At 56.7% G+C, this 16,758-nt stretch carries 15 protein-coding genes and 5 pseudogenes; 3 read left to right on the top strand and 17 right to left on the bottom strand.

Features of this window, described 5'->3' with window-relative positions; translation table 11 throughout:
- Window positions 1-222: 222 nt before the first annotated feature.
- The 3 genes and pseudogenes from ACXAEW_RS20885 to deoC form a co-directional block, all read right to left on the bottom strand.
- Window positions 223-719, bottom strand: a pseudogene (locus ACXAEW_RS20885) (ISNCY family transposase); the annotation flags it as partial.
- Between the two features lie 20 nt (window positions 720-739).
- Window positions 740-3,103: an aldehyde dehydrogenase family protein gene (locus ACXAEW_RS20890; protein ID WP_474943276.1), complete on the bottom strand. Its 2,364-nt coding sequence runs from the start codon at window positions 3,101-3,103 to the stop codon at window positions 740-742.
- Between the two features lie 5 nt (window positions 3,104-3,108).
- On the bottom strand, window positions 3,109-4,098 hold the full coding sequence (gene deoC / locus ACXAEW_RS20895) for a deoxyribose-phosphate aldolase (RefSeq protein WP_474943277.1): 990 nt from the start codon (window positions 4,096-4,098) through the stop codon (window positions 3,109-3,111).
- A 128-nt stretch (window positions 4,099-4,226) separates the two neighbouring features.
- Between deoC and ACXAEW_RS20900 the strand changes: the two genes are divergently transcribed.
- From ACXAEW_RS20900 to ACXAEW_RS20910, 3 genes are read left to right on the top strand one after another with little or no spacing between them, the layout of a single operon-like run.
- Window positions 4,227-4,988 carry a DeoR/GlpR family DNA-binding transcription regulator gene (locus tag ACXAEW_RS20900; RefSeq protein WP_474943278.1) on the top strand — a complete coding sequence of 254 codons (762 nt, stop codon included), beginning with the start codon at window positions 4,227-4,229 and terminating at the stop codon, window positions 4,986-4,988.
- Complete coding sequence (locus ACXAEW_RS20905) at window positions 4,985-5,206, top strand: hypothetical protein (protein WP_474943279.1); 222 nt, start codon at window positions 4,985-4,987, stop codon at window positions 5,204-5,206. The genes ACXAEW_RS20900 and ACXAEW_RS20905 overlap by 4 nt, the downstream gene beginning before the upstream one ends.
- Before the next feature lie 33 nt (window positions 5,207-5,239).
- On the top strand, window positions 5,240-6,004 hold the full coding sequence (locus ACXAEW_RS20910; RefSeq protein WP_474943280.1) for a FadR/GntR family transcriptional regulator: 765 nt from the start codon (window positions 5,240-5,242) through the stop codon (window positions 6,002-6,004).
- A gap of 15 nt (window positions 6,005-6,019) precedes the next feature.
- Here the strand turns inward: ACXAEW_RS20910 and ACXAEW_RS20915 are convergent, their stop codons facing one another.
- From ACXAEW_RS20915 to ACXAEW_RS20980, 14 genes and pseudogenes are all read right to left on the bottom strand, one after another.
- Window positions 6,020-6,883, bottom strand: coding sequence for an amidohydrolase family protein (locus ACXAEW_RS20915; RefSeq protein ID WP_474943281.1), 864 nt, complete (start codon window positions 6,881-6,883; stop codon window positions 6,020-6,022).
- A gap of 2 nt (window positions 6,884-6,885) precedes the next feature.
- Complete coding sequence (locus ACXAEW_RS20920; RefSeq protein ID WP_474943282.1) at window positions 6,886-8,019, bottom strand: mandelate racemase/muconate lactonizing enzyme family protein; 1,134 nt, start codon at window positions 8,017-8,019, stop codon at window positions 6,886-6,888.
- 10 nt (window positions 8,020-8,029) lie between these two features.
- Window positions 8,030-8,935, bottom strand: a complete 906-nt coding sequence (gene kdgD, locus ACXAEW_RS20925) for a 5-dehydro-4-deoxyglucarate dehydratase (RefSeq protein ID WP_474943442.1) — start codon at window positions 8,933-8,935, stop codon at window positions 8,030-8,032.
- A gap of 16 nt (window positions 8,936-8,951) precedes the next feature.
- A complete protein-coding gene (locus ACXAEW_RS20930; protein WP_474943283.1) occupies window positions 8,952-10,472 on the bottom strand; it encodes an aldehyde dehydrogenase (NADP(+)) in 1,521 nt (506 codons plus the stop codon).
- 87 nt (window positions 10,473-10,559) lie between these two features.
- Window positions 10,560-11,354, bottom strand: coding sequence for an NAD-dependent epimerase/dehydratase family protein (locus tag ACXAEW_RS20935; RefSeq protein WP_474943284.1), 795 nt, complete (start codon window positions 11,352-11,354; stop codon window positions 10,560-10,562).
- Between the two features lie 3 nt (window positions 11,355-11,357).
- On the bottom strand, window positions 11,358-12,635 hold the full coding sequence (locus ACXAEW_RS20940) for a TRAP transporter large permease (RefSeq protein WP_474943285.1): 1,278 nt from the start codon (window positions 12,633-12,635) through the stop codon (window positions 11,358-11,360).
- Window positions 12,636-13,151 (bottom strand): TRAP transporter small permease, encoded by a 516-nt coding sequence (locus tag ACXAEW_RS20945; RefSeq protein ID WP_474943286.1) that lies wholly within the window; start codon window positions 13,149-13,151, stop codon window positions 12,636-12,638.
- An 80-nt stretch (window positions 13,152-13,231) separates the two neighbouring features.
- The gene (locus ACXAEW_RS20950; RefSeq protein ID WP_474943287.1) at window positions 13,232-14,212 is read right to left on the bottom strand and encodes a TRAP transporter substrate-binding protein; all 981 of its coding nucleotides are present in this window, start codon (window positions 14,210-14,212) and stop codon (window positions 13,232-13,234) included.
- Window positions 14,213-14,613: 401 nt separating this feature from the next.
- Window positions 14,614-14,937, bottom strand: coding sequence for an aldose epimerase family protein (locus ACXAEW_RS20955; RefSeq protein ID WP_474943443.1), 324 nt, complete (start codon window positions 14,935-14,937; stop codon window positions 14,614-14,616).
- A 130-nt stretch (window positions 14,938-15,067) separates the two neighbouring features.
- The gene (locus ACXAEW_RS20960) at window positions 15,068-15,379 is read right to left on the bottom strand and encodes a hypothetical protein (RefSeq protein ID WP_474943288.1); all 312 of its coding nucleotides are present in this window, start codon (window positions 15,377-15,379) and stop codon (window positions 15,068-15,070) included.
- Between the two features lie 8 nt (window positions 15,380-15,387).
- A pseudogene (locus ACXAEW_RS20965) lies at window positions 15,388-15,616 on the bottom strand (dihydroxy-acid dehydratase domain-containing protein); the annotation flags it as partial.
- Window positions 15,617-15,766: 150 nt separating this feature from the next.
- A pseudogene (locus tag ACXAEW_RS20970) lies at window positions 15,767-16,060 on the bottom strand (sugar ABC transporter permease); the annotation flags it as partial.
- A 9-nt stretch (window positions 16,061-16,069) separates the two neighbouring features.
- A pseudogene (locus ACXAEW_RS20975) lies at window positions 16,070-16,312 on the bottom strand (ABC transporter ATP-binding protein); the annotation flags it as partial.
- Window positions 16,270-16,392 (bottom strand): annotated as a pseudogene (locus ACXAEW_RS20980) (sugar ABC transporter substrate-binding protein); the annotation flags it as partial. The pseudogenes ACXAEW_RS20980 and ACXAEW_RS20975, both read right to left, overlap by 43 nt.
- Between the last annotated feature and the right edge of the window lie 366 nt (window positions 16,393-16,758).

Consider the following 16,758-nt stretch of genomic DNA (forward strand, 5'->3'; position numbering starts at 1 on the left):
CTGCTGGAAAACCGCACAAGGTCGTAATCACGGCAGTCGCCCGAAAGCTCATCACAATCGCCAACGCACTCGTCAAATCACGACAAAACTGGGCTCCTCAGAATGTATGATAAATACAGTTGCTAGGTGTTGTAAGAGGCGCCGAAGCGCGGGCCAAAGAGGTTGTCGCGGCCATTCATGCAGATGAAGAGCTTTGGACGTATCCGAAGTAGTCTCCGACGCTTTGATGTGTGCCAGAACTGCGCTTAGGCGTTTGTTCTCGGTGATCGCCGCGTGGGTCACGCGCTACTGATGCGGACTGAACACAGTGCAAGGTAAGGTGGCACCTTTTGGGCGGACCTGAATGCGGCCATCTGCAAACTCATAGGTATCGACGTATTTTCCAACCAGACCGCACGTCAGATCGTTGACGTCGAGCCGGATGCGCTTGCGGTCGTACTTTGCAGATAACTTTCCAGCGCCTCGCAATAGCTGAAGGTGCTTTCCGATGTGACGAACCGTAGTTCCATCAAGGTGCTGGTCGCTTCGTCGATGATGACGAGCAGGGTACAGGGATCGCCTCGATCCTCGAACCATCTGTGATCCGACCCGTCGATTTGGATCAGCTCGCCGAAGCATTCCCGACGTAAGCGCGGCTGATGGAACGTTCGACGCTGTTTGCGGGAAAGCCAGATGCCATCTTCCTGCGTCCATTTACGAACTGTCTCGCCCGAGACTTTGCCGCTCGGTCCTTACGCTATCACTCGCCGTAAGGAACCCAGATGTTCTTCACCTGTGTGGCGTGACGCAGGAAATGTTCACCCTCGGTTGCCGACGAGAACCAGTCCCAGGCCCGACCGTGATCCGTAAACACGCGTTTCAGATTACCCGCTGACAGACGCTCCACGGTTTGCGCCAACTCGGAAGAGCCAAAGGCCCAAACCACATCAACATCGTTATGTTTCGCCAATTCGGCCCCCAACACATCTGAGCTGCCGGTTACAATGTTCAATACACCTGCAGGCAGATCCGACGTTTCAAGCACCTGATAAAAATCAGTGGCCGATAGCGGGTGGACCTCAGAGGCGACAGCAACCACGCGGTTTCCCGTTGCGATCAACGGGGCAACGGTTGAGACAAAGCCCAACAGCGGCGCTTCCTGAGGGCAGATCACACCTGCAACGCCGATGGCTTCGGGTATCGCCAGCGCGAGCCCTTTCATCGGGGGCATATGGACCTGACCCTCGAATTTGTCGGCCCATGCACCATAGCTGAACAGGCGGGATACGGTTGCCGTAACCTCCGCATGGGCTTTGTCCGCCTTGACCCCGGTCATGGCCTGAATCCGCAAGGCAAATTCATCTGCGCGGGCAGACAGGTTTTCACCCATGTAGTACAGGATTTGCGCGCGGTTATGCTGGGTTTTAGCCCCCCACCCTGCCGCACCGCGCGCGGCCTCGACTGCATTGCGAATATCCTTGCGATTTCCGTCACCAACTTCGCCGAGCACATCGCCTTTGGCGCTGATCACCGGGCGCACGTTGCCCCCGTCCGGACGCGTTTGCTTGCCCCCGACAAAAAACTTTGCGGTGCGGTCAACAGGATCCAGCGCAAAGCCCTTTGCACTGGCAACCTGCACGGCTTTGCGCAGCGGCGCCTTGACCAGTGAGCGGGGTTTAAGGTAGTCAAAACAGCCTTCGCGCCCGCCTTCACGTCCAAATCCGCTCTCTTTGACCCCGCCGAAGCCGACACCCGCATCCATCACATTGGTGCAATTGACCCAGACAATACCGGCCTGCACCTTGGCGGCCAAATCCAACGCAAGATTTACATTTTCACTCCAGATGCTGGCGGCCAGGCCATAGCGCGAGTGATTGGCCAGCGTTACAGCCTCGTCCGGGGTTCGGAAGGTCATGGAGACGGCCACCGGGCCAAATATCTCTTCCGTAGCGGCGTCACAGGTTGCAGGGATATTCTGCAGAAGGGTTGGAGGATAGAAGCTGCCGTCGCCGTTGACGTCCAGCGTGCCCTGAACCAGAGTTGCACCCGCAGAAACCGCGCGGTCTACAAAACCCGCGATGCGGGCCTGTTGCGCCTTGTCGATGACGGCGGCCATATCAATGGTCTTGTCCAGCGACGCCCCCACGCGCAACTGCTTCATCCGCTCGGCCAGACGTGTGTGGAAACGCTCGGCGATCCCCTCCTGAACCAAAAGACGGGACCCCGCACAGCAAACCTGACCCTGGTTGAACCAAATGGCATCCACCACGCCTTCAACAGCAGCATCCAGATCGGCATCCTCGCAGACGATGAACGGAGATTTCCCACCAAGTTCCAGCGTCAGGGACTTGCCAGAACCTGCAGTGGCCTCGCGGATCTGACGCCCGACTTCGGTCGAACCGGTAAAGGCGACCTTGTCCACATCATCATGCGCCGCGATCAGTGCACCCGTGGCACCGTCACCGGTTACGATGTTCAAAACCCCATCTGGCAGACCAGCGGCTTGGGCGAGCTCGGCAAACAACAACGCAGTCAGCGGCGTGGATTCCGCAGGTTTCAGAACAACCGTATTGCCCAGAGCCAAGGCCGGAGCCACTTTCCACGCGAGCATCAGGAAAGGGAAGTTCCAAGGAATGACCTGACCAATCACGCCAATCGGATCATACTCTGCAAACTGGCTGTCCTGCAGCTGGGCCCAGCCCGCGTGATGGTAGAAGTGACGCGCCGCAAGAGGGATGTCGATATCGCGTGTTTCGCGAATGGGCTTGCCATTGTCCAGTGCTTCCACAACCGACAGAAGACGAGCGTTGCGCTGAACGATCCGGGCCAAAGCATATAATTTGCGCGCGCGCTCATGGCCAGGCATAGCGGCCCAGCCTTTCTGCGCCTTACGGGCAGCCGAAACCGCGCTGTCCACATCCGCCTCAGTCCCCTGACTGATGCGGGCCAGTTGCTGTCCTGTTGCGGGCTCGATGGTGTCAAACCCTTCCGCAGCAACCGTAAAGGATCCATTGATGTAGTGACCAAACTGGCCTTGATGCGCGTCCAGCCAAGCGCGGGCTGTGCTGTCGTCCTCGGTGCTGGGGGCGTAATCCATACTGTCGAAATAGCTCGCTACGGTCATCTTGCTTATCCAATCGGGTGGCGACGAGCGGAACTGTACGCTCCGGTCATACGGTGTTCGAGTTGCCGTTCGATGTCTCCCAGCAAAGAAGATGCACCAATCCGAAACAGATCAGGCTGCAACCAGTCGTGGCCAAGCTCTTCTTTCATGAGGGCGAAATAGCTCAACACGTCTTTTGCCTTGGACACGCCGCCTGCCGGTTTGTAGCCGACCTTCACGCCGGTCATCTCGCGGTATTGACGGATGGCACGCACCATTGTCAGCGAAACAGGCAGGGTTGCATTGACGCTTTCCTTGCCGGTTGATGTCTTGATGAAATCGGCGCCAGCCATCATGCAGACCAGACTTGCACGCGCCACATTGCGTAGGGTCTTCAGGTCACCCGTGGCGAGGATAGCTTTGACATGAGCCTCCCCGCAGGCGGCGCGATATTCGCGCATCTCATCATATAATGCCTGCCAATTGCCGGTCAGCACATGTTCGCGCGTAATGACAATGTCGATCTCTTCGGCACCATCCGCAACAGAGGCTTCGATCTCTGCCAATTTGGTTTTATGCGGGGAAAGGCCTGCAGGGAACCCGGTTGATACTGCGGCCACTGGAATGCCTGTGCCCACCAAAGCCTCAACCGCTGTGGCAACAAAGCGATGATAGACACAGACCGCCCCTGTTGTTATCCGGCGATCCGCAACTCCAAATGCGTTCAGTATATCTGCCCGCACGGGCTGCGCTGCCTTGGCGCACAAACGCCGGACGCGACCTTCCGTATCATCGCCATTCAAAGTGGTCAGGTCGATGCAGGTCACAGCCTTCAAGAGCCAGGCCGTTTGTGCATCCCCCTTCACCGCACGCCGACCAGGCAGGCTGGCCGCCCGCCGTATCGAGGCCTGGGTGTTGACGCGCACGGCATTGACGGCAGCGAAATCGAGCGGCATCCCGCAGTTGCGCGGATGCGCCTGCGATGTCGGGGCGGGCAAGGTCGCGACCTCTGTCATGGCAGTTATCTCCTCAGGCTTCTTGTGGCGAATCTCACCGGAGCTACAAGACATAATGTTCCGTCAATGTTGCCATAGCAACTATTTTTGTTACACTTATAACATTACTTGATCACCGGAGGTCTCCAATGTCGACAACGGACACGCGTCAAAATGCAGGTCGCCGCAAGGATGCGCGCATTGCCTGGCTGCAGGACACCGTCGCGAAGGATGGCCCCATTCATGTGCGTGACGCGGCGGATAAGCTCGACGTTTCAGAAATGACCATCCGCCGGGATATTCGCGATAATGGTGATTTATTTCAGTTTCTAGGCGGCCATATTGTGTCGGCGCAAGGCATTCAGCAGCGGGCGCCCTACGAGTTGGCGCAAGCCGTGGAACTGCACGAAGAGGAGAAACGCCGCGCATGCAATGCGTGTATTCCCCTGCTGCGCGAAGAAGATACGCTGTTTGTGGATTGCGGGACCACCCTGGCCTCTCTTATCAATGCCATTCCGCCAGAAATGAAATTGACGGTCATATGTTACGCAATGAACATTGCGGACCTCGTTATTCGCAAACCAAACATTCAACTTGTCATGCTCGGCGGTGTCTATCACCCACCAACCGCCTCTTTCTATCCGACACAGGACGATATGACGTTGGATGCCTATGCAATCAATCTTGCTCTGATGTCAGCCGCGGGGGTTGATCGCGCGCTTGGTATCACCTGCACGAGTTTTCGCGAAGCAAACCTGAAACAACTGGTCATGAAGCGCGCGCAGCGCAATGTGCTAGTGATCGACAGCTCAAAATTCGGCCGCGCAAAAGCCGCACGTTTTGCGGAACTGGCCGATTTCTCTCTGGTTGCGACCGAAGACGGCATAGTGCCACCGGAGAAGCTAGCGTGACAGCACTGGCCTCATGGGCGAAGGCGAAGCCTTGGAAAACCGTCAACCTTCCGCTTTGCTGCTATAAAGCGGGTCTGACCGGCTCAGATGATCTGCCCATCAGATCAAACCGCACGAACGAAAAGATCACCCGGTCAAACCCGGGGATCAAATATAACAGCGAAAACAAATTCATCATTCCCACGGGCATCTCACTCGATTTCTTGCTGATCCCTTGAACTGCTCCCCGTTCTTGTCATACAGTTTACACAATGCAGTACGACATATTTATCGAACATGTCGTCACCGGGAGAAATCAGATAAATACCTTAAATAAAAAAACACGAGTCTCAACGTTGAGGGATACCCTACGCAGTCAAATCCGCGATGGCCGTTTTCAGATCGGGGATCGACTGCCAAGTGAAGCAAAGCTGACTGAGGAATTTTCGGTGAGCAGGACAGTGGTGCGCGAAGCCATTGCCGCGCTGCGGGCCGATGGGCTGGTAGAACCGCGACAAGGCTCTGGCGTCTATGTTCTGGAACACAAGGCACCGCCCGAAGCGCCGTTCACCTCGGTTGATCTGGGGCGCCTCTCAACGGTGATCGAGCTTCTTGAACTGCGGACGGCCGTCGAGGTTGAAGCCGCAGGGCTTGCGGCACAGCGGTGCGGTCCAAGCGAGGAAGAAGCGATCATTGACAGCCTCAAAGAGGTCACACGCGCCAATTCCGCACAGGAATCGTCAAGTGATGCTGACTTTGCGCTGCATCAGGCCATTGCGCGCGCCACCCATAACCCTCGGTTTGTTGAATTTTTGGCAATGCTGGGCCCGTCTGCCATCCCACGCCGGGCTTTGGACGGATCAAAGAACCGCCCGTATCCGCAAAGCTATGTAGATTGCATCAACGAGGAACATGATGCAATTGTAACGGCAATCCTGAACCGGGATGAACAGGCAGCGCGGATTGCAATGCGCCAGCACCTTCAAGACAGCCAACAACGCTATCGCACCTTGCTGCGGGGCCAGCCCGAGAGCTGACCCCCGTTCCGAAGGCTATTGCGACCAATCCGGAAAACCATAAAGCTCCTGCGGATTGTCAACCAAGACCTTCTGCAACGCAGCTTCAGGCACCCACGATAAAACCGTATCCAACAAGGCTCCATCATCCGGGTAATCCTCGGTTTTCTGCGCCAGATTATGCGGCCAGTTGGTGCCCCAGATCACGCGCTCAGGCGCATAGGCCGCAATCTCACAGGCAACCTTGGCAATATCCGCAAAATCCGGCCCGCCTTCCTGACTGCTTTCATAGCAACCGGCAAATTTGAACCACATATTGCCGCCATCAATCAGACGTTTCACGCAGTCCACATGTCGGTCGGTCGCCCCGCCAAAAATCTTGGCGTGGTGATCCAGAACCCAACGGGATTTGAGCCCCAAAAGCTGGTCCATACGCTCGGGCAGGCTGCTGCCGTCAAACTGCACTGCCATCATCCACCCGGCGCTATGGGCGCGGACATCAACCACCTCCAGCCCGTCGAGGCCAAGCGCACCACCGGGCAGGTCCATGATCCGCGCGCCGACGATGCGCCGGTCGGTCAAGGCCTGGATCTCTGCATCACTTTCGGACCCAGTGATTACCGCAACGCCACGGGCCAGATCTCCCATGGCGTCGAGACAGGCCAACAGGCAGTCATTGTCTGCCTGATGCGCATTGCCTTGTGTCACCACAACTCGGTCGATCCCCAGCCACGCCATAGTCTGACGATACATATCTGGCGTCGGCAGCGGGTCGGGCGGCAGGCCGGGTCCGCCCGCGCGCGCCGGAAAACCGGGCAGATAGAGATGGGTTTGCGTATCCACAGTGCCCATTGGCAGGGACAGGAGCGGCGGCGCGCCGGTCAGTTTTCGTTCAATCATGGTCACTCTTTCAAAGCAAATTCGCGAAGCGCATCCTGGTTAATCTCAACCCCCAAACCCGGTCCGTCCGGGATCGCCACAATGCCGCGATCATGTTCCAATGGGGTTGTCAAAACGGCCTGACGGAAGGGGTTATGGGTGCGGTCGAACTCCATAATCGGCTCAACCGGTCTGGGACGTACCGGAGACGGCACCATCGACGCCATGAACTGCAACGCCGCAGCGATTTGAACACCCGTACCCCAGACATGGGGCACCAGACGGACACCATAGAGCGCCGCCAAATCCGCAACCTTCTTGGCCTCGCTCAAACCGCCCACGCCACAGATATCCGGCTGGGCAATATCGACCAAACGCCGCACCAAGGGGTCCGCAAATCCCCAACGGGTGTGCCAGGTTTCCCCACCGGCCACCGGAATGGGCTGTCGGGCCCGCACTTCGGCATAGGACGACAGCTGCTCTGGCACCACAGGTTCTTCGAACCAATCAACACCGTAATCCGCTGCCTTGTTCCCAAGCTGCACCGCATCCACCACGTCATAGCCGTGATTGGCATCAATCATCAGACGCATGTCATCCCCCATGACATCCCGCACGGCCTTGATCACCTCAAGGTCCTCACTCACGTCAAAACCAATCTTGATCTTGGCCGCGTGAAAACCGGCTTCCTTATGTTTCGCCACCTCACGGGCGTTGTCTTCAACCCGGTCGACACCGTCACGTTTAAAGCTGCCCGTCGCATAGGCCCGCACGCTGTCACGGAACCGCCCGCCCAGCAGGGTTGAGACTGAAACACCAAAATGCTTGCCTTTGATGTCCCACAGGGCCACATCAATGCCAGAAAGCGCCGTGACGGTCAGGCCACGCTGCCCCTGGTCACGCATAGCGTTGTACAATGTCGCCCACAGCTTTTCCGTCTCCAGCGGGTTTTGTCCGATCAGCCATCCGCGATACCCCGCAACCACCGCCGCATTTGGCACAGCCGGGCCAAGGCATTCGCCCCAGCCCGTGGTGCCATCCTCGCAGATCACCTCTACCAGCACATGCTGGCGCCGATCAAACCGCATAGAGGCGCTCTCAAACGGAACCTCCAACCGATGTTCCAGCAAATGTGTGCAAACCTCAGCGATTTTCATATGCACCTCCTCAGCCTGCGTTGGCGTCGATGATCTTTTGCAGAACAGCTTCCTCTTCTTCGGTCAGATCGTCCAGAGGCGCGCGTACTCTACCCGCATCAAACCCCACCAGACGCACACCCGCCTTGATGGCCGAAACCGCGTAGCCCTTGCGTCGGTTGCGCAGATCCATGAACGGATAAAAGAAATCGTTCAAGATCGCCGCACAGGTGGCATTGTCTCCTGCCCGCAGCGCCCTGTAGAATTTATTTGCAAGGTCCGGAACAAAATTGAACACAGCCGAAGAATAGGTGGTGAAACCGGCCCCCAGATAGGCTTCGGCAAACAGTTCCGCCGTGGGCATTCCGCCCAGATATGTAAGGCGATCGCCCATTTTCGCGGTGATCTGACGCACAAGCCCGATGTCTCCGGTGCCGTCCTTAAAGCCAATCAGGTTGGGACAGGCATCACACAAACGCGCCAATGTGTCGGGCTGCAAAACCGCATTGTCACGGTTATAGACCATCACCCCAAAATCGACGGACTGGCAGACGGTTTTGACATGTGCATAAAGCCCTTCCTGGGGGGCGTCGATCAGGTAATGCGGCAAAAGCAGAATGCCGTCCGCGCCGACCTTTTGCACCGACTGCGCGATCTCCACGGCCATCTCTGTGCCATAGCCACATCCCGAAACGATTGCCGTTTTACCTGCGCTTTCCTTGGCTGCCGCAACAATTGGCACAATTTCGGACGGAGAGAGTGAGAAGAACTCACCGGTGCCGCCCGCAGCAAACAGAACCGGTGCGTCGTAGCCAGCAAGCCAGCTGATGTGGTTCTGGTAGCTGTCTGCCTGGAACGTCCCACTTTCATCGAAATGGGTGACAGGAAATGACAACAGGCCCGATCCAAGCGCATGTTTGATTTCAAGAGGTGTCAACATCGGAATTCTCCAGTTACTCGGGCGTTACGAGGGCGGCAGGCAGCAGCTCTGCGGGAATATTTTGGAAACAAACGGGACGCAGAAAACGGCGGATCGACAGGGTGCCAACCGAGGTTGCGCCAAAATTGGTCGAGGCCGGATAAGGCCCGCCATGAACCATCGTATCGCTGACCTCCACACCAGTCGGGAAACCATTGGCGAGCACCCGCCCGGCTTTGCGTTCCAGGATTGGCATCAGGCTTTGGGCTAGCGCGGTATCGCCGCCGTCCAGATGGAGCGTACAGGTCAATTGCCCTACGAAATGTTGCGCAATTTCAACCATTTCCGATGTCGACGCAACAGTGACGATCAGCCCCAACGGACCAAAGACCTCTTCCGCCAGCTCCGGATTTGCAATCCAATCAGACCCTTTGACCTGAGCAAGCTGAGGCGCCGCCGAGCGCGGCGTGCTATCCGAGCTGAGCAGAATATGTACGTTTTTGTCATTCGCAATCCGATGGCAACCGTCCGCAAAGGCGGTTGCAATACCCGGTGTCAGCATGGTCTGCGCCTGGGTCTTTTTCAGCTCAGACACAGCCGTCCGCGCAAACTCTTCCGCTTGCTCTTCCAGGATGATGGCAATGCCGGGATTGGTGCAGAACTGGCCCGCCCCCATAACAAGCGATGCGGCCCATCCGGTTGCAATTTCCGTTGCGCGTGCAGCAGCCGCAACGGGCAGGATGAACATCGGGTTGACGCTGCCCAGCTCACCGAAGAACGGGATCGGTTCAGCGCGCTGCGCACACAGATCAAAAAGCGCACGACCGCCGCCAAGAGACCCGGTAAAGCCGACAGCCTTGATCCGCGGATGCTGCACAAGCGCGGCGCCAACATCACGGCGCCCTCCCTGTATCAGGCTAAACACTCCGGGGTGTAATTTACATGTTCTTACGGCAGCATGAACCGCTTCGGCGACAATCTCACCGGTTCCTGGATGGGCCGAATGGCCCTTTACAACAACGGGGCATCCTGCCGCCAGTGCTGCAGCGGTGTCACCACCGGCCACTGAAAAGGCCAGCGGGAAGTTCGACGCACCAAAGACAGCAACGGGACCAATGGGGCGCTGCATCATACGCAAGTCCGGACGTGGTAAAGGCGCTCGATCGGGCAATGCGGTATCATGGCGCAGATCAAGATAGCCGCCGTCAAGAATATGTTGGGCAAACAGACGCAGCTGTCCCGTTGTACGCCCACATTCGCCACGCAAACGCCCTTCCGCCAGCCCCGTTTCCTGGCTGCCGATTTGGACGATTGTTTCCAAACGCGCTTCAATCTCATCGGCAATCTTGTTCAGAAAGGCCGCGCGGGTGGCGCGGGTTGAATATCCAAACGACCAGAACGCCTCCTCTGCGGCTTCGCAGGCTTCATGGACCAAATCCACTGTCCCCACACAAAAATCATGCGCCTCTCCAGTGGCCGGCTCCGAGGCGAACCGCGTTTTGGTCTCGACCCAATCGCCTGCGATCAGGTGGCTGCCATGTGGTGTCCTTCTCATTTCATTTTTCTCCACAATCGCGGACAAAGCTCCGCTGTTCAGTGCAGGCAACTGCCTGCACCGGCGTTTCATTCGATCAGGGCTCGATCAGTCTTTGATAATCGGGTCCGCAGTGAACATGCCGCCTTGCCAGAGCACATCCGGCGCATCGGCTGGACGCGGCGGAAGTGTCTCAACCGCGTCTCGGTACATTTCGCTATTGTCTTTTGGGGCCCATCCCAACCATTGGATATGGCTATTGTCCCACCATCCGCAGCTGTTGGCGGATGCGCCCCAGATCACAGGGCAACCGAGCTTGGGCACGCTGAAAAGGCGCTCCATCAGGCTGCAAAAATCATCATAGCTGAACCATGTGGCCATCATCCGGCGATCCACAGGTTTTTCAAAGCAGGACCCGATCCGCAATCGCGCGGTCTCTTGACCAAATTTGGCGTGGTACATCTGCGCGACCGCTTCGCCATAAACCTTTGAAACCCCGTACCAGCCATCCGGCCGGGTCGGCGCATCCGCTGTCAAACGCTCGGTCTGGGGATAAAACCCGATGGTGTGGTTGGAGCTGGCAAATACGATCCGCGGCATACCATGGACACGTGCCGCTTCGTAAAGGTTATGCACCCCACGCAGGTTTGCAGCCTCGATCAGATCATAGCTTTGCTCGACCGAGACACCGCCCAGATGCAGGATACCATCGCAGCCCTGAACCAGATCGGACACCGCCTCATACTCTGCCAGATTGGCCTGAACGATCTCTTCCTTCTCGGAAATCCGATCTATCGGTACCAGGTCGCTGACGCGGATTTCTTCGGCCAGATGCTGCAGGCGGGCCCGTGTCATACGGCCCAAATTACCCGCTGCACCCGTAATCAAAAGTCGTTTTAACATCGGTTACTCCATCAGGCTCGGCAGGAACATCGACACTGCCGGGATGTAGGTGACGCACAGAAGTGCAAAGAGAATGGCAAGGTGGAAGGGCCAGATCGACCGGACCGCGTCTTCGATGCGCACTTTCCCGACGATACAGCCCACAAAGAGACAAGCGCCAACCGGAGGGGTGCACAGGCCAAGACCCAGATTCATCATCAAGATCACGCCGAACTGGATGGGATCCATGCCAAGCCCCACAACAACCGGCAGAAAGATCGGCGTACAGATCAGGATCAACGCTGCCATATCCATAATCATGCCAAGAACCAAAAGGATCAGGTTGATCAGCAACAGGATAATAATCGGGTTATCACTGATCGCGGTCACGGCATGGGCCAGCAGATCCGGCACTCGATAAAGGGCCAGCAAGTAAGAGAAGGCAGAAGCCGCGGCCACCAGCATCATCACCAGCGCCGTTGTCCGCACCGCGGTGACCACTGCTTTCTTGAATGCATCCCAGGTCAGTTCACGATAGACCAGCGTTGTGACGAGCAAAGCCCAGATCACACCAAAGGCGCCGGATTCTGTCACGGTCATCACACCGGACAACACGCCTCCGACGATGATGACCGCAGTCATCAGCCCAGGCAGGGCAACGATGGCCGCAATGCCAAGCGCCTTAAAGCCTGGAAACTCTTCCGCAGGATAGCCGCGACGCACCGCAATCACATAGGCTACGACCGCCAGGCAAAGGCACATCAAAATACCCGGAACAATACCGGCAATGAACAGCTTAGAGACTGATATGCCACCCGCAGCCACTGCAAAAAGGATCATATTGTGGCTTGGCGGGATCACCACGCCGGCAACCGAGGAGGTCACGGTCACATTGACCGCATAGTCCGGGTCATAGCCCTTGTCTTTCATCACCGGGATCATAATGGAGCCCAGGGCAGAGGTATCCGCGACAGCAGACCCGGAGATGCCACCAAACAGCATAGAGGACAGAACATTCACCACGCCCAAACCGCCGCGGACCGCACCCACCGCCGAGGCGGCCAACCGCACCAGTCGGTTGGCAATACCGCCCTGCATCATCAACTCCCCGGCAAAGATAAAGAAGGGGATCGCAAGCAGGGAAAAAACCGATATGCCAGAGAGGATACGTTGAAACCCGATAAACAGGGGCAGGCCTTCGTATATAAAGCCGCCCACGGCCGCGAGCCCGAGTGAAAAAGCCACAGGCATTCCGCACAGCAGCCCAAGGGCAAAGAGACCAAAGAGAATTGAGAGGCCCACTTACTTCGCTCCTGCATGAAAGGCTTTGCCCTGTGCCAAAAGGGACATGTGATAGAGTGAGAAAATGACGGTCAGCGCGCCGCAGATCGACATGGGCACAGCCCGCCAGCCTTCGCTTATCCCAAGCATTGGGATGATCCGCGGCCAGGTTTTGTCTGCCAGAACATATCCTTGATAGGCGAGAAAACCGCCAAACGCGGTTACTCCGATCAGCGCCAACCACCGCAAAGGCGTGCGCAACGGACCCGGAAAACTTTCGCGGATAAAGTCGATGGACAGGTGGTCTTTGTACCAGACGCCCGCTGCGGCACCTAGGAAGGTGATCCACACCACAAGAAGCAATGCCAGCTGTTCGACCCAGGTTGGCGTGTCGTTCAGGACATAACGGCCAAAGACGAGCCAGCCGAAAATACCGATCAGAGAAACAAGCTTCACACCGGCAATCGCGATGCAAAGACGCGCGCAGCCGTCCAGCACATTGAACAAGGGGCCCGAACCTGACGCTTGATGATACATCGTCTTACCTTTCACCTGTCACAGGCTAGGTGAGCGGCCAGTTTGGGAGGCTGGCCGCCCTGGGGGAGACTTGAAAGCGGTTACTTGGCGGACTGAATGTCCGAGATCAGGCTTTCAAGTGCAGGATTCTTTTCGACAAACTTAGAATAGATCGGCTCCATCGCAGACTGGAACGCCAGCGGGTCTCTCACCTCGTTGATTGTCACGCCGGCGGACTCCACTTTTTCCCGGCTTGCCAATTCCCGTTTTGCCCACAGATCCCGCTGGATCTCTGCCGCTTCCCTGGCCGCTGCGGTAATCGCAACCTTATCTGTGTCGGAAACCTGATCCCACACGATGGAGGACACACAAAGACACTCAGGGATGATCAGGTGGTTTGTGATCGAGTAGTATTTTGCAACCTCAAAGTGACCGGAACTCTCAAAGGAAGGATAGTTGTTCTCAGCACCGTCGATCACACCGGTCTGCAGGGATTGGTAGACTTCACCATATGCCATAGGCGTCGCATTCCCCCCAAGCTGGGACACCATCTGCACATAAAGGTCATTGTTCATAACCCGGAATTTCAGCCCACCCATATCTTCGGGCGTTTCGATCGGCTGCTTGCTGTTGTAAAAACTGCGCGACCCGCTGTCGAACCAGGACAGGGCAACCAAACCGGCCTCACTCAGCGCAGCTGAAAACTGATCTCCCACATCACCGTCCATTGCCACATGCATGTGATCCACGTCACGAAAGACAAACGGGAGTGACAAGACATTAGTGGCGGGAACAATTTCGCCCATCGGTCCCATGTTGAAATTTGCCCATTCCAAAGCACCCGCGCGCACCTGCTCGATGGCATCCGGCTGACTGCCAAGAATACCGCCCGCATATACGGTTGGCGTTATGCGCCCATCGGTCACTGCGGCAACTTTTTCTGCAAAGGCCTGCATTGCAACGGTGTTTGGGTAATCTTCAGGATGGATCGCCCACCCTTTCCAATCCCCTGCCGTAACTGCGCCCGCAACTGCGACCAGCGATATGGCCGCGACTGTAGACATCAACATAAGACGTTTCATTTCAATTCCTCCCTCACCCCATAATGGGGTCGCATAATTTGTATGATAGATTTAGGCGTTATTTGTCAATAAAGAAGTCAAAAGCAGCCATACAAATTCCTGAAACCACCTGAATTCGCTAGGCAATTTCTGAATTTCAGACAAATCATCCAGAAAGAACGCGAGCCTTCTAAAGCCCATCCCACGCAATTGAAAACTTATAATATGAGTTACTCAGGCCGAAATTCGTAGAATCACACCCCGATTTCTTCCACATTTTTTACCGACCACGATGAAAGCGTCGCAACATTAGCTTTGCTCTTGCACCAAACCGCGCGTTGCCACCTGTCAATGGCCGTCAAAAAGCATGTTCGCCTGACAAGCGGTAAGTTATATGATAAATTCCAGGGGGTTTGGCCGGTTTAGACCACCAAGAAGGACAGCTCTTGCCAAACGGAGTAGGTCTGTCCCGGCATCAAAACAGCTGGACTGAGGCCGGTCCAGTCTGGCCGGTTGACCGCATTCGGCCAGTTCTGCGCCTCTAGGCAGATTGCATCATGACGCTGATACCGGCGGCTCTGCTTGCCCATAACCGAGCCGTCAAAATGGTCACATGTGTAGACCTGCAAGCCAACCGCGTTTGTTGTCATGCACATGCGACGTCCCGATGTTTGATCATCAAGCGTTATCCGGCCTTTGTCCAAACACAAACAATGGTCATATCCCGACAAGGCACCCGACCGCACCGCTGTCAAAGGTTGGCGTCCCTCGCGAAAATCAAACTGAATGTCCCGGGGTCGAGCGCACAGGCCGCAATGGCCGCATAGATGGCTTCTGCCACGATCTCGCCGGTGCCGGGGTGAGCCTCATGCCCCTTTACAACCACCGCCCCCCCCTCGGCGAGCGCTGATGCGGTGCCCCAATCTTGGTTATCCGCGCACCGCGCGCACCCATTTCATCTGCAATTGTCTCCAGAAATGCGGCGCGGTCTTCGCGCGTGGAAGCGGCATATCCGCCACCGGCCTGTTCATAGCGGGGTTTCCAGACATCCAGACGCGCCTTCAGTTCAGCATCGGAAATATCCAGGTGCAGGCAACGGCCATGCACATCCAGTTCGATCATGTCCCCATCCTGTACAACGGCAAGCGGGCCACCGGCAGCCGCTTTGGGTGAGCTGCGCAGAACCACGTGCCATAGGCCGTCCCCAAGGCTTCGGCCATCGACGCCACGTTGGAAGCGTTCCCCCATGGTATTGCATGTACCTGTCGACCGGCTCATCGAGGCCTCGGCCTCTAGGACGTCCTACTATGTCATCTCTCCGGCTTTGACGGCCTCGGAGAACTTCCACAAATGTGTGTCGGAACCAACCCGTTCGCCCCGAAAATGGCCATTTGACATCGGTCCGCCCATCACCACGATGGATGTTCCGACTTCGCCGCCCTCAGCAAGCGGGTTTGTCAGGGCAAACCCAATGCGATAGGGCACGCCATCGTCATCATTCAGACAGAAACCCGCAATTTCGGGCTCCTGCCCGTCGTCCAACGCAAAACCGGGTGAGATCAAGGGGGCACCGGGCGCGACAGCCCCGATAAAGCCCATCACAGAGCCCACGGACAAATCGATATTGCCCGAGACGATAACAATCAGCATCCCCAGCGCCATGAAAATGATACAACTGTTCTGCAAGAACTAATTGGTTAAGTTCACCGGTTTCATCAGCGTGCCGCCGGTCACGGTCTGGAAGAAGACCATGATCGCGACCCGCGCAAACAACAGCCCGTATTCGCGCAGATATGACAGTAAATAAGACCCGAGGTCGCCATCGCAGCCCCCTGCCCCCTTTGTCTGTCCAGTCGATTGCCTGCTCATTTCTTCCCCTCATTCCGTAACAATGAGCGACATGATGCGCTCTTGGCTGGCGTCTTCGGCAGCCAGCTCACCGGCAAAAGCGCCCTCATTCATGACGTAGGTGCGGTCACACATGCCCAAGAGTTCGGGCATCTCCGACGAGATCATCACCACTGCCTTTCCTTGGGCGGACAGGTCGTTGATGATCGAATAGATCTCATTTTTGGCGCCGACATCACCCCATCGTAAAAGAAATAGGCGTTGTTGTCGTCCGGGCTGCCGCCATACAGATCAACCTTCCAGGGTTTTTGATCCGGGAAACGATGCTTCAACCCGTCCACAGGTGAGCTTGCCTACTGAATCCTCACCTTGAACTGCTCGACCATCGAAGTGCCGTCCTAAATCCACCGCCCCAAGCTTTTTGTGGGCATGGACATCGTACGCAAGAGCATTCAGCGCATCGACTGATTGCAGCAACCACCAACAGCGAACCGGATCAAACGCGAGTCGGCAAACGCCTGGGGCCCGCCCAAAGCAACCTTGCGTGATTCTCATTTCGCGTGGGGCCCGGTTTGGGGACTGATGCAGACAGTCCACAAAAGGGTCAGGTCTCGTCTTTTTCCAGCATTGCGCAGCGAACCAGAGACCTTACGGTGGAATTTCAGAAATAAACGTTTAAATTCAATACCGTGAACCTCAAATCGACCCTCAAACATCTG

Source organism: Epibacterium sp. ABZ3_068 (assembly GCF_056159265.1).

Coding starts and splice junctions, on each gene's coding strand:
- ACXAEW_RS20950 (WP_474943287.1), bottom strand. CDS start 14,212: ATGAAACGTCTTATGTTGATGTCTACAGTCGCGGCCATATCGCTGGTC.
- ACXAEW_RS20890 (WP_474943276.1), bottom strand. CDS start 3,103: ATGACCGTAGCGAGCTATTTCGACAGTATGGATTACGCCCCCAGCACC.
- deoC (WP_474943277.1), bottom strand. CDS start 4,098: ATGACAGAGGTCGCGACCTTGCCCGCCCCGACATCGCAGGCGCATCCG.
- ACXAEW_RS20945 (WP_474943286.1), bottom strand. CDS start 13,151: ATGTATCATCAAGCGTCAGGTTCGGGCCCCTTGTTCAATGTGCTGGAC.
- ACXAEW_RS20920 (WP_474943282.1), bottom strand. CDS start 8,019: ATGAAAATCGCTGAGGTTTGCACACATTTGCTGGAACATCGGTTGGAG.
- ACXAEW_RS20900 (WP_474943278.1), top strand. CDS start 4,227: ATGTCGACAACGGACACGCGTCAAAATGCAGGTCGCCGCAAGGATGCG.
- ACXAEW_RS20930 (WP_474943283.1), bottom strand. CDS start 10,472: ATGAGAAGGACACCACATGGCAGCCACCTGATCGCAGGCGATTGGGTC.
- ACXAEW_RS20910 (WP_474943280.1), top strand. CDS start 5,240: ATGCAGTACGACATATTTATCGAACATGTCGTCACCGGGAGAAATCAG.
- ACXAEW_RS20935 (WP_474943284.1), bottom strand. CDS start 11,354: ATGTTAAAACGACTTTTGATTACGGGTGCAGCGGGTAATTTGGGCCGT.
- ACXAEW_RS20915 (WP_474943281.1), bottom strand. CDS start 6,883: ATGATTGAACGAAAACTGACCGGCGCGCCGCCGCTCCTGTCCCTGCCA.